Annotated in this window: 10 protein-coding genes; 3 read left to right on the top strand and 7 right to left on the bottom strand. The window is 63.5% G+C overall.

The genetic code is table 11. The features are described 5' to 3' along the window. Window positions 1–5: 5 nt before the first annotated feature. Genes purM through BB28_RS03430 form a run of 3 tightly spaced genes read right to left on the bottom strand, consistent with a single transcriptional unit; the run spans window position 6 to window position 3,212 of the window. Window positions 6–1,085: a phosphoribosylformylglycinamidine cyclo-ligase gene (purM, locus tag BB28_RS03440; RefSeq protein ID WP_046252530.1), complete on the bottom strand. Its 1,080-nt coding sequence runs from the start codon at window positions 1,083–1,085 to the stop codon at window positions 6–8. A gap of 49 nt (window positions 1,086–1,134) precedes the next feature. After that, window positions 1,135–2,208, bottom strand: coding sequence for an NAD(P)H-dependent amine dehydrogenase family protein (locus BB28_RS03435; protein WP_046252529.1), 1,074 nt, complete (start codon window positions 2,206–2,208; stop codon window positions 1,135–1,137). Further along, a complete protein-coding gene (locus tag BB28_RS03430; protein WP_046252528.1) occupies window positions 2,205–3,212 on the bottom strand; it encodes a Rieske 2Fe-2S domain-containing protein in 1,008 nt (335 codons plus the stop codon). The genes BB28_RS03435 and BB28_RS03430 overlap by 4 nt, the downstream gene beginning before the upstream one ends. 154 nt (window positions 3,213–3,366) lie before the next feature. Between BB28_RS03430 and BB28_RS03425 the strand changes: the two genes are divergently transcribed. The 3 genes from BB28_RS03425 to BB28_RS03415 all read left to right on the top strand — a co-directional run bounded on the left by BB28_RS03425 (window position 3,367) and on the right by BB28_RS03415 (window position 7,375). After that, window positions 3,367–3,927: a TetR/AcrR family transcriptional regulator gene (locus BB28_RS03425; RefSeq protein WP_030094231.1), complete on the top strand. Its 561-nt coding sequence runs from the start codon at window positions 3,367–3,369 to the stop codon at window positions 3,925–3,927. Then, window positions 3,924–5,339, top strand: a complete 1,416-nt coding sequence (locus tag BB28_RS03420; protein ID WP_046252527.1) for an amidase — start codon at window positions 3,924–3,926, stop codon at window positions 5,337–5,339. Before BB28_RS03425 ends, BB28_RS03420 begins: the two co-directional genes overlap by 4 nt. A gap of 104 nt (window positions 5,340–5,443) precedes the next feature. Next, complete coding sequence (locus BB28_RS03415) at window positions 5,444–7,375, top strand: esterase/lipase family protein (RefSeq protein WP_046252526.1); 1,932 nt, start codon at window positions 5,444–5,446, stop codon at window positions 7,373–7,375. Here BB28_RS03415 and BB28_RS03410 read toward each other — a convergent pair. From BB28_RS03410 to BB28_RS03395, 4 genes are read right to left on the bottom strand one after another with little or no spacing between them, the layout of a single operon-like run. Then, a complete protein-coding gene (locus tag BB28_RS03410; protein ID WP_046252525.1) occupies window positions 7,372–9,015 on the bottom strand; it encodes an ABC transporter ATP-binding protein in 1,644 nt (547 codons plus the stop codon). The two genes, BB28_RS03415 and BB28_RS03410, sit on opposite strands and share 4 nt — an antisense overlap. Continuing rightward, entirely contained in the window at window positions 9,012–9,953 is a 942-nt protein-coding gene (locus BB28_RS03405; RefSeq protein ID WP_046252524.1) for an ABC transporter permease, read from the bottom strand. The genes BB28_RS03410 and BB28_RS03405 overlap by 4 nt, the downstream gene beginning before the upstream one ends. Beyond that, window positions 9,953–10,978 carry an ABC transporter permease gene (locus tag BB28_RS03400; RefSeq protein ID WP_046252523.1) on the bottom strand — a complete coding sequence of 342 codons (1,026 nt, stop codon included), beginning with the start codon at window positions 10,976–10,978 and terminating at the stop codon, window positions 9,953–9,955. The genes BB28_RS03405 and BB28_RS03400 overlap by 1 nt, the downstream gene beginning before the upstream one ends. Beyond that, window positions 10,975–12,501: an ABC transporter substrate-binding protein gene (locus BB28_RS03395; RefSeq protein ID WP_081252339.1), complete on the bottom strand. Its 1,527-nt coding sequence runs from the start codon at window positions 12,499–12,501 to the stop codon at window positions 10,975–10,977. The genes BB28_RS03400 and BB28_RS03395 overlap by 4 nt, the downstream gene beginning before the upstream one ends. Between the last annotated feature and the right edge of the window lie 155 nt (window positions 12,502–12,656).

Here is a 12,656-nt window from a genome sequence, read left to right as displayed (position 1 = left end):
TCTCCCTAGAACCTCGGGTGCTGGCCCACCAGCACCGCATTTTCGCTGCCCGCATCCTTGCCCGACTTCTTGATCGTGCCAAGGGTCCAGCAGTCGATGTGCCGTGCGGTCAGGACGGCGAGCGCCCTGTCCACGTCTTCGGGTGCGACGACGGCGACCATACCGACGCCCATGTTGAAGGTCTTCTCCATCTCGGCACGCTCGATCCGGCCGCGCTGGGCGATCATCGCGAAGATCGGGCCAGGGGTCCAACTACCGCGCTCGAGCTCGGCGACCAATCCGTCGGGAATGACCCGGGCAAGGTTGCCTGCGAGTCCGCCACCGGTGACATGGCAGAAGGTCCGCACCTCGGTCTCGGCCGCCAGCGCCAGGCAGTCCTTGGCGTAGATGCGGGTGGGCTCGAGAAGCTCCTCGCCGAGGGTGCGGCCGAACTCCTCGATCTGTCCGAACAGGTCCATCCGGTCGATTTCCAGCAGCACGTGCCGAGCCAGTGAGTACCCGTTGGAATGCAGACCCGAGGACCTCATCGCGATCACGACATCGCCCGGACGCACCCGGTCGGGTCCCAGTACGCGGTCTGCTTCGACGATGCCGACACCGGTGGCCGACAGGTCGAAGTCATCGGGAGCCATCAGACCTGGATGCTCGGCGGTCTCGCCGCCGAGCAGTGCGCAGCCTGCGATGGCGCATCCTTCGGCGATGCCGGCGACCAGCTCACTGACGCGTTCGGGCACCACCTTGCCGACGGCGATGTAGTCCTGCAGGAAGAGCGGCTCAGCCCCGCACACCACGAGGTCATCGACGACCATGGCCACCAGGTCCAGGCCCACGGTGTCGCGTTTGTCCATGGCCTGCGCGACGGCGATCTTGGTGCCGACGCCATCGGTGGAGGCCGCGAGCACCGGCTCGCGGTACCCGCCCTTGAGGGCGAAGAGCCCGGCGAAGCCCCCGATACCCCCCAGCACCTCGGGGCGGTGGGTCTTGGCGACAGATTTCTTGAACAGCTCGACCGCCCGGTCGCCGGCTTCGATATCCACACCGGCCGCGGCGTACGAGTTACTGGGTTTGTCGGCTCGCTCGCTCATATCGGGCCTTAGGCTACCCGTCCCGGCTGGCAGCGGTGTCCGCACAGCCCTACTTGAACCGTCCCGCGAATCCACGCAGGGGCAGGTCGGCCGAGGTGAGGATGCCGGGCGGGGCATCGATGACGCTCCGGATGGCGTTGAGCGCGGGCAGCCCGGTGACGGTCATTCCGACAGACGCGAAGGCCGCCGGGTCGGAGAAGTCGGTGCCGGGCCTGGGAATGACCATGTGTTTGCTGTACACGCAGGGGTCACCCTGGATCTTTGTGATGTAGCAGCCCTTGACGTTCCAATGCGGCTGCGTCTTGGGGGTCATCTGCCATTCGACATGCACCTCGACCTTGGGTGTGCCGCCGACAATCCCTTGATACTTCAGGTAATTGGCGCCCAGGGAGCCCTTGGGCAATCGGTACCAACCGAGGTCGACGTCTTCGGTGCACGCGCCCAGCTCATAGGAAAACGTGACGTCGTCGAGCTCGAGGCCAAAACAGTCGGCCATCAGGTACACGCCGTCGGCGAAGACACGGGTGCCCTTCTCCAGCAGTGCCGGGATCTCCGGGTCGTCGATGGGGCGTCCGTATCCGACCATCTCCCAGGAGTCCACCGAGTGATGACAGGACACATCCACCGATTCGATGACCGTCACGTTTTCGATCTCTGCGACATCGCAGGAGTGGATGACCCCCAGGATCTGCGTGAGCCCCGGGTTCATCCCGGTGCCATAGAAGGTGGAACCGCCACGCTCGCAGGCTTCCTGTAACACCTCGCTTGTCGGCCGCCCCGACGGATGCGGGTGGTTCCGGTCTCGGTGGTGTCCGGTGATCCAGTCGGCGGTGGTGACGATGTCGATACCCGCTTCGAGCACCCGCACATAGAGATCCTCGTCGGGGAACACACCGTGGAAGGTCAGCACATCAGGTTTGGCGGCAATGATCTCTTCGACGGTACCGGTGGCGATCACCCCATTGGGTTCCAGACCTACCAGCTCACCGGCGTCTCGACCAACCTTTTCTCTTGAGTAACAATGCAATCCGGCCAGCTCGAGGTCGGGATGCTGAGCGATACGTTTGATCATCTCGGTGCCGACGTTTCCAGTCGCCACCTGAAAAACCCTGATTCCACTCATGTTCGGACTTCCTCCGGATAGAACTGGGTCGCCCATTTCCGTAGGGCGATGAAGCCTTCGTGTTCGGCCCGCACCAGGGCGGGTGGGTCCGAGTAACGTTGGTGAGACCAGATGTGGATATCGGCGAGAAATTGGTCGATGATGGCCTGCGCAAAGGCCTTTGCGTTCTGCGGGGGTTCGGTCGCGCCGCCGGAATCACCCCCGGGTGGCCGTCCGATGAAGACGGTGAATCTGACGTCACAGGTCTCGTCGTCGACGGGGGTCACCGCCGAGACGGTGCGGTTGTCGATCATCCCCCAGCTCTTGGTGACGGCGACACCCAGGCCGCCGTTGATAGCCCGCACACCACTTCTCATGTCTTCGGCAGACATACCCGGCACCTCGTCGAAGGAAATGGTGAAGTCGACATAGGAGACGGGCCGCTCGAACTCCTGCCGGGTGAACTTCGGAATGAACGGAGTTTTGTGCACGTATTTGAAATGCGCGAAGTCGACTCCATTTTCGAGAACGTACTGCGGATGTAGTTGGAGGCGTTCGCGATACAGCGTGCTGTGCGGATATCCCGGGTAGTAGTCCCGGGCGCTGCTGCCGTCTTCGAATCCGGTGAAGACGTCCGGGACGTCGAAATACGGGTCGATGCCATCAACGTCGTGCCAGATGTACACGGCCTCGTTACGTTCCACGACCGGGTAGCTTCTGATGCGCCGCAACGGATTCGGCCGTTTTTCGTAAGGGATGCACACATTCTTGCCGTCGCGGTTCCATTCCCAGCCATGAAAAGGACAGACGATGCGATCGCCTTCGACATGCCCACCGTGCCCGAGGTGCGCGCCGAGGTGCTCGCAGTAGGCATCCATGACGGCGAGTTCACCCGAGTGCGCGCGCCAGGCCACCATCTCGCGCCCAAAGTAGGTCATCCGGTGCACGGCACCGACGGCGATCTCCGCCGACCACGCGACCTGGAACCATCCCGTGGGCTTCATCGACAACGGCGGCTTGGGCATCGGAACCTCCCTACGCGGCGACAGTAATCCACTCCCCGCATTTTTCACAGAGACTTCTATGAAAAATTCTTCGGCGGCTAGCATCACTGAGATGAGCGAAGGGGTAGCCACGGGGCGGCGCGCCAATCGTCGCGGCCTGGCGACCCGGGAGAGCATGCTCGATGCCGCGCTGCGGGTGCTTGCATCGGGTGATCCCACCGCCGTGTCGGCGAACAGAATCGCCAAGGAGTGCGGTGCCACCTGGGGCGCGGTGAAGTACCAGTTCGGCGATATCGATGGCCTGTGGGCTGCGGTGTTGCAGCGCACCGCCGAGCGCCGCGGCGACCAGCCGTGGCGGTCCGATCCGGAAGGCCCGCTGGATCGCCGGGTCAGCAAGATCGTCGAAACCCTCTATCGAGGATTGACATCCCCCGACTCTCGGGCCATCGAGAACCTGCGCCGAGCACTGCCCCACGAATCTGCCGAGTTGGAACGGCTGTACCCCCACACCGCCGCCGAGCTGGCCTCATGGAAGCATCGTTGGGCGCGGGCGTGCCAACTGGCGTTCGACGGCTTGGACGTGGATCCCGTCCGGGTGCGCGAGGTGGCAGCCTTCATTCCCGGTGCCATGCGTGGACTTGTGTCGGAAAAGCAGCTGGGAACCTATTCGGATCTGGAGGAGGCCCGCCGAGGGCTGACCAACGCGATCGTCGCCTACTTAGGAGGTCACGCATGACACGCGTGCACGCATTCACCGAGGACGCCCTGGGCGACCTGGATGCCACCGGGGTTGCGGAGCGGATCGCCTCGGGCGAGGTCACCGCCGCAGAGTGTGCCGACGCCGCCATCGTGCGCCTAGAGCGCGTCAACCCTGCGCTCAATGCGGTCGAGTTCAAGGATTTTCCGCGGGCACGGGAACGCGCACAACAGATCGAGGATGCCGCCGAAGACTCCGCCGCTTTTCGGGGCGTGCCCACCGCGACAAAGTGCAACATCCATGTCGCGGGCATGCCGCTGACCGAAGGCTCCGCGGCGATTACACCGATACTGCAGACCGCAGACGGACCATTCACGCAGCAGTTCCTCAGCACCGGGTTGGTCCCCATCGCATCGACGACCATGCCCGAATACGGCTGGTCGGCCAGTACGGAACGTTCGGGCGGCTCGGTCACACGCAACCCCTGGCATACCGACTTCTCAGCCGGAGGATCCTCGGGCGGCTCGGCCGCACTGGTGGCCGCCGGGGTGGTACCGATCGCCCACGGTAACGACGGCGGCGGTTCCATTCGGATTCCGGCGGCCGCCTGCGGTCTGGTAGGCCTCAAACCCAGTCGCGGAAGGCTTTTGGGCGATCCGTCGAGCAGCTCGGCGCCCGTGAAGATCGTCGCCGACGGGGTGCTGGTTCGCAGCGTCCGCGACTGCGCACGGTTCTTCGAGGCGGCCGAGCTGCACTATCGCAACCCCAAGCTGACGCCGATCGGCCGCGTGGATCGCCCGGTGCAGCAGCGGCTGCGCATCGGGTTGTGCATGGATTCCCCGTTTACTCCGGCCACGGATACCGCGACCCGGCAAGCGGTGAATTCCGCGGCGGAATTGCTTGAATCACTTGGCCACACCGTCGAGCCGTACGCACCGGCGGTCCTGCCCTCTTTCAAGGTCGACTTCGAGGATTACTGGTCCTTCTTGGCGTTCGCGGTCGCCAAGGGTGGCCCCCGGTTATTCGACGGGTTCGACGCCTCCCGGCTGGATCCGCTCACGGTCGGGCTCAGTCGCAGGTTTGTCCGGCGGTCGTATCGCACGCCGCTGTTCTTGGCCCGGCTGGCCGCATCGGCCCGGGTGTACGAGCGAGGATTTACCACCGGCATCGACGCAGTGCTCACTCCGGTGCTGACCCACACCACGCCGCGGATCGGGTACCTCACCCCCGACCAGGATCCCGAGGTGTTGCTGGACAAGCTGAGCTCCTATGTGGGATTCACTCCGGTGCACAACGCATCCGGTGCTCCGGCGATATCGCTGCCGCTCGGCCAGGATCCCGACGGCCTGCCTATCGGGGTCATGTTCAGTGGTCGTCGCGGCAGTGAACGCACGTTGCTCGAGTTGGCATTGGAGATCGAGGAGGCGCGGCCCTTCTCACTTCTGGGCTAGCCAATCGAACGTCCACCGTGATGCCAGTCACAAACTGCCAGTGTTGCAACAAAATTGGCGTTCTCGACATGCAATCCGCCGGTTGAACACCTACCGTCGTCTTCATGCCGACGGCGTCGCACCGCGCGAGCAGTGACCTCCGGAATCTGTCCTCACATCACCCGCGTGCACGCAGGCTGCGCGGCCTGCTGGCCGCGGCACTGGTCGCATCATTGGTTGTCACAGACGGAACGCCTACCGCCCTGCGGGTAAGGCCCGAGCTGCCAGTGGCCGGTCCTGTGACACTCACGGTCGAATCGGGTTTCATCTCCCTGACCTCCAGCTCGACACCTCTGGAAAGCTTGACGATCACCCGGCGCGCCACCGTTTCACTGAACCCGGGCGAGAACGGCCGGGGGCTCGACGCGGTCATCACGTCCGAATCCCTCACGTCCCCTTCCGAAGCCGGCAGTCCCGCACCCGGGAGTATCCCGGTGGTCTTGATACACGGGACCGCCGAGAATCAAAAGTACTGGGACGCTATGACGACAAGTCTGCACGATGCCGGAATGAAGGCATTCACTTTCGAATACGGACAGAAGGGATTCCAGGGTCTCGTCGGGTCGATCGGAAAAAAGATCGGGCTGCGCGGATTCGGTGACGTCGAGGTGTCCACCCAACAGCTCGCCGACGAAGTAGCGACGGTCTTGGACCAAACCGGCGCGGGCAAGGTCGACCTGGTAGGCCATTCACAGGGCGGCCTGCTGATCAAGAATTTCGTGGCGCAGGACAAATCTGACAGGGTCGCCAACGTCGTTCAGTTGGCGCCGTCTACCCACGGCACCACCTTCAGCGGGCTCGCGGACTTCGTCGGCCCCGTCGGCAATTCCGTCGATATCAACGGCTGGAAGCCCGTCAAAGACGTGATCTACACGGCCGCCAGCACATTGGCGTGGCCGTCGTTAGCGCAACAAACCGTCGGCAGCCGATTTCTCGAGAAACTCGACAAGCTTCCGGACACCAAACCTGGTGTCGACTATCTGGTGGTGAGCACCAAGGACGACGTGGTGGCTACGCCATACCGGGCTCAATTCATCACAGCGGCACCGGGTTCCACGGCGGTCAACATGGAAGTGCATTCGTTGCCCGGCGTGCCGCGAGACGGGGCGGTAGACCACGGCCTGAACACCGGGGACGTCATCTCGGCGGTGACCAATTACCTCAAGTCCAGCCAGTCGGCGCCGCGCACGGCCGATCAGGTCAAGGTCAATCCGGGTACCACTCTCACCCGCGACGGCGGCACGACGACCGTGTCCGAGGGCGGCAAGGTCGTCGCGACCATCGACGAGCAACCCGGTGCCGCACAACAGAACGCTGCCAGGCAATCTCGCGAATCAACTGGCAAGTCTGCTACCGGCACCACGGTCACCACGCCCTCGGGGGCGACACTCGAGGTAGCGGGGCGCGATGTCACGCTGAAGCGCAATGGTCAATCGGTCTCCATCAGCGAAACGCACGGTGTGACAGTCGCCAGCAGCCCTGCAGAACGGGCGCCGAGCACCAAGAGCTCCCCACCGGCGGATCACCCCGCCAAGACGGACCAGAAGCCCCCGGCGCCTGAACCCACGGGAATCACAACGAAAATCGGCATCGGTGCCAACGGGGTAGCCGAGCGCAGCGGCACTACGCCGGGCGGTAAGCCCGCAGGGCACCCGACTGGCCGCACCGCAACGGATTCGCCGTCCACGAAGACCTCGAAGACGGCCAAGTCACCGACGGATAGCGCGACGGGCGGCACGGCGACCACGGGCGCGGGACCGGAGATGCACGCCACCAACGGCACATCCGCACGCAGTGGATCATCGAACAGCATTGGCGGGCAACAGTCCTCCACGCCGAAAGCGACCACGAGCACGTCGGGATCAGGCCCTGGATCGGCAGCGGGTAGCGGTGACAGCAAGGCAGGACATTCGGGTACGCGCTCCCGCCCGGATTCCGGCGACCACAAGAAGTCCGCAGACGGGCCGTCCCACGAACACGCCGCAGGCGACTCTTAGAGTCCGCGCCGCCGCCGTTGTTCTACGGGATCCGGAACCGGCACAGCGGCAACCAATGTGCGGGTGTATTCGGTGGACGGGTTATGCAGAATCTCGCGGCGCGGGCCCAACTCTTCCAGGACACCGTGGCGCAGCACCGCAACCTCGTCGGCCAGTCGATCCACCACGGCCAGATCGTGACTGATGAATAGGCAGGCGAACTGCCACTGACGCTGTAGTTCCTCGAACAGGTCCAGGACGGCCGCCTGTACCGACACGTCAAGCGCGCTGGTGGGCTCGTCGGCGACCAACAGGTCGGGTCCCAGTGCAAGCGCCCGGGCCAGGTTGGCACGCTGGCGTTGCCCCCCGGACAATTCATGGGGATAACGATTCTCCGTGCCGGCCGGAAGCTGCACGGCATCGATCAACTCAGCCACGCGGGTGAGAATCTTGCGCTGATCGCCATATCGGTGCACCCGCATGGGCTCGGCAATACAGTCACCCACACGCATTTTCGGATTCAGCGAGGTTGCGGGGTCCTGAAAGACGAACCCGAACTTGGCGCGCAGCGGGCGCAGCTTGCGTTGACTCATGCCCACGAGCTCCTGCCCAAGCATCCGCACCGAACCCGAGGCAGGCTGCTGCAGCGCGGCCACGCATCGCCCGATGGTCGACTTTCCGGAGCCCGACTCCCCCACCAGCCCGAGGGTCTTCCCACGGCCAATACTGAAGCTCACATCGTCGACCGCACGGAAGGATGAGCGACCCAGTAGACCGGGGAACTCCACGACCAGGTGGGACACCTCCAGGACGGGCTCGGCCGGTTCCCCGGCCTGGGTGGGAGCATGTTCGGGGTCTCCCTGTCCCAGGTGCGGGACCGCCGCCAGCAGCGCCCGGGTGTACGGTTCGGCCGGCTCAGCGAAAAGCTGTTCCACCGGCGCTATTTCGACGACCTTCCCCTGCTTCATGACGACGACTCGGTCGGCGATATCGGCCACCACACCCATGTTGTGGGTGATGAGCACGATCGCACTGCCGATCCTGTCCCGCAGATCTCTGAGGAGTTCCAAGATTTCGGCCTGCACCGTCACGTCCAGGGCGGTGGTCGGTTCATCGGCGATGATGACCGTGGGGTCACACGCGATGGCGATCGCGATGACCACACGCTGTTTCTGGCCACCGGAGAGCTGATGCGGATAGCAGTCGTAACGACGCTCTGGATCGGGCAGCTGTACAAGCTTGAGTAGTTCGATGACACGCGCGCGGGCCTGTGCGCGTGTCATATCCGAGTGCGCGCGGACCGCCTCACTCACTTGATATCCGATGGTGAACAGAGGATCCAGTGCCGCACCGGGCTCCTGGAAAACCATGGCGATGTCCTTGCCGCGCATGGCTGTCAGCTCGCGAGCCGACAACGTGGTCACGTCGCGGCCGTCGAGCAGGACTGAACCGGTAATGCGTGCGGTCTCGGGGAGCAGCCGGATGGCGGTGCGCGAGGACACCGACTTACCCGAACCCGACTCACCGACGACCGCCAGCACCTCTCCCGGCCTGACGTCGAATGACACATCTTCGACGGCAGCGACGGAGCCGCTGTCGGTGCTGAAGGTCACCGACAGCGACCGGAACGACAGAGCGGCCAACGGTTCCTTATCGCTCATGCTTCCCCCCGCCTGGTCCGCAGGAGCGGGTTGATGATCTCGTTGAGACTCTCGCCCACCAGCGTCATCCCGAGCACTACCAGCACAATGGCGGTACCGGGAAAGACTCCCGTCCACCAAATGCCGTTCGCCACATCCGATAGCGCTTTGTTCAGGTCATAGCCCCATTCGGCGGCTTGGGTGGGTTCGATGCCGAAGCCGAGGAATCCGAGTCCTGCCAGCGTCAGGATGGCCTCGGCACCGTTGAGGGTGATGATCACCGGTAGCGACGAGGTGACATTGGACAGGATGTGCCGGAACAAGATTCGTGGGGTGCTGGCCCCGGTGACCCGTGCGGCGTCCACGAACGGCTCTTGTTTGACGCCAACGGTGGCGTTGCGCACCACCCGGAAGTACTGCGGCACAAAGACGGCCATGATGGCAATGGCTGCGGCGAGAATGCCTCCGCCGGTGCTGGATTGACCACCAGTGACCGCAATCGACACCACGATGGCCAGCAGAAGGGAGGGCATGGCGTACAACGCGTCCATCACCAGCACCAGCACCCGGTCCAGCCAGCCGCCCAGGTAACCGGAGGTCAGACCCAGCGCCACGCCCACCGGCAGGGACACCACCAGCGAGGTCACTATGACCAGCAGTGCGGTGCGGGCACCGAACAGCACCCGCGAGAACACATCTTCACCACGCACCGACGTTCCGAACCAGTGCTGCCAGGACGGCGCCTGCTGACGCACAAAATCGACACCGTCCACATTGGTCTGGGCGAACCCGTACGGCGCCAACAAGGGCGCCAGTATCGCAACGAGGATAAATCCCGCGACCAGGACCAGACCGGCCACCAGTGTGAACCGCTGCAGGCCATGCGTGGAACGCAACAGACCCACACCCGGCAGGCCGCGTAGCCGGTCCCCCAAAGGTGCCCTGACCGATGCCGTCATCAGAACCTCACCCTCGGGTCGATAAAGGCGACCACCACATCGATGACGAAACTCATCACCGCCACGATGATCGCGATCACGGTGACAATGCCCTGCACCGCGACGAAGTCACGCGCCGAAAGATAGTGCGCCAGTTGTGAGCCCAATCCATTCCATTCGAAGGCCGTTTCGGTCAGCACGGCACCGGCGAGCAGCATGGCAATCTGCATACCCATCACCGTGACCACCGGCACCAGTGAGTTCCGGAAGGCATGCCGACCCACGACGACTCTTTCCGAAAGCCCACGGGCCCGGGCCGCGTCCACGTACCCCGCACGCAACGTCTGCAAGAGATTGACGCGCACCAATCGCAGGAACACCCCGGCGGTCAGCAGCCCAAGCGCCAGCACCGGTAGCACCAGATGTTTGAGCGCGTCCACGAAATATCCACTGTTGCCGTACAACACGGTGTCGACTAGCAGCAGGTGGGTGCGGTGCGGCATGGCATCCAGCGCGATCTCGGTCCCCACGGTGCTGCGCCCCGAGGCCGGCAACCATCCCAGTTTCACCGAGAAGAAGAGCTTGAGCAGGATCGCGACGAAGAACACCGGGGCCGCGTAGAAGAACACCGCCGCCAGTCGTAACGACACGTCGGTGATCTTGTCACGATGCGTTGCCGCCAGTCGCCCCAAGGGAATACCTACCACCAGGGCCAAGAGGATCGCACCGACGGCAAGCTCGAGGGTGGCGGCACCGTTGACCACGATGATGTCGGTTATCGATCGCTTGTCGGTCAACGTGCGCCCAAAGTCCCCGCGCAGCACGCCGCTGAGGTACTCCCAATATTGGGTCCAGATGGGCCGGTCGAACCCCGCCTCGGCCTTGCGTTTGGCGATCTCGGCGGGCGTGAGCCGCCCACCGGCCTGTGCGGTGATGGGATCGCCGATACCGCGCATGAGCACGAACACCAGCGTCATCAGGATCCATGCCGTCGGAATGATCAGTGCCAGACGTACCCCGAGATAGCGCAGCAGCGTGGTGCTCATGCGGCGCTGCCCGTCTTCTTCAGCGGAGTGAACTGGAATTTGAACGAGGGGCCGAGCTTGATCCCCTCGACGTTCTTCACCGACACCGCAATCTGTTTTCCGGTGAGCAGCGGAAGCGTCGAAATATAGTCCCGTGCCATCAGGTCCTGGATCTGCCCGATGATGCTCAAGCGCTTGGCCCGGTCGGGTTCGGTGGCCTCGGCGGTGATGAGCCGCGTGATGGTGTCGTTCTCGAAGTGGTTCACGACCATGTTGTCCGGCATGAAGAATGGCGTCAGATAGTTGTCAGGATCGGGGAAATCGGGGAACCAACCGAACTGATACACGGGGTACGAGTCCGATGACCGCCTCTCCTGATAGGCAACCCACTCTGTCGACTGCAAATCCACCCGGAAAAGGCCGGACGACTCGAGTTGCCCCTTGACCGCCGCGTACTCCTCCGATGAATTACTCCCGTAATGATCCGGGTTGTACTGCAGATTTATGAGCACCGGGACTGAAATCTTGGCATCAGACAAGAACTTTCGAGCCAGCTCCACGTTGGGCTTGGCCCCATATAGTGTCTTGAATGATTCGGTAGCACCCGTCATAGAGTCCGGCACCACCGAATAGGCCGGGGTATAGATGCCCTTGTACACGTTGCGGGACAGTGCTTCACGATCAACCAACGAAGACACCGCCTTGCGGACGGCGAGCTTCTGGGCATCCGTGCCGCCCGGCATCGTCTTGAGATTGAAGACGATGTATCGGAGCTCGCCACCGGGCCCCTCGTGCACGGCAAGGCGCGGATTGACCCGCAGTGTCTCGATGTCGTTGGGCGACAGACTCCGGTAGGCGATGTCGATGGCCCGGTTCTCGATGTCGATCTTCAGGTTCTCGCCACCGGTGTAGTACTTGATACCGACCAGCTCCCATTGCGGCTTACCCAGTCCGCCAATGTATGTGGGATTGGCCCGCAACCCGATCAGCTGGTTCTTGCTGTGCGAGGTGATGGTGTAGGGACCCGCGAACGGCTCGGCACGCGCGATGGCGTCGTCATCGAGCAGCCGGTCCGGCGGGAAGACCTCTTCATCGATGATGGGTCCGGCATTGGTGGCGAGCACCTGAGGAAACGTCTGATCGTTGGGGAGTTTGAGCCGGAAGTCGACGGTCAGGTCATCGGGTGTCTCAATACGATCGAGGTTGGCCAGCAGCGACTGCGGCCCGTTGGGATCGTCGATCACGCGCTCGCGGTCGTACGAGTACTTCACATCCGAGGACGTCAGCTTGTGCCCGTTGGCGAACACGGAGCCGGGCTTGAGCGTGCAGCTGTACACCGTGGGGTTTTTGAAGCCGCACGATGACGCCAAGTCGGGTTTGAGGTCGCCGGTCCCGGGGGTGAAGTTCATCAAAAATGGGTAGACCTGGTTCTCGATCTGAAACGAGCCGTTGTCGTAAGCCCCCGCTGGGTCGAGGGTGGAAACGCGGTCCGTAGTACCCACCGTGAGGTACTCACCGTCGACAGCTCCCGGTGGCCTACCCACTCCACACCCGGCAACGAGCAGCACGGATGCCGCCACGGCCAGTTTGCGCATCCGACGAGTATGGCAACACTTGCCCCAACCCGCTGAGGTGCGGTGCAATACATGTCACAAGGCCAACCAAGCGAGCGTTAGGTAGGTTGGTTGCGATCCCGCCG

Origin of the sequence: Mycobacteroides chelonae CCUG 47445, from assembly GCF_001632805.1 — a bacterium.
Lineage (GTDB): Bacteria > Actinomycetota > Actinomycetes > Mycobacteriales > Mycobacteriaceae > Mycobacterium > Mycobacterium chelonae.
Note: the sequence above shows the minus strand (reverse complement) of the source record. Positions and strands in the feature narration are given on the sequence as shown.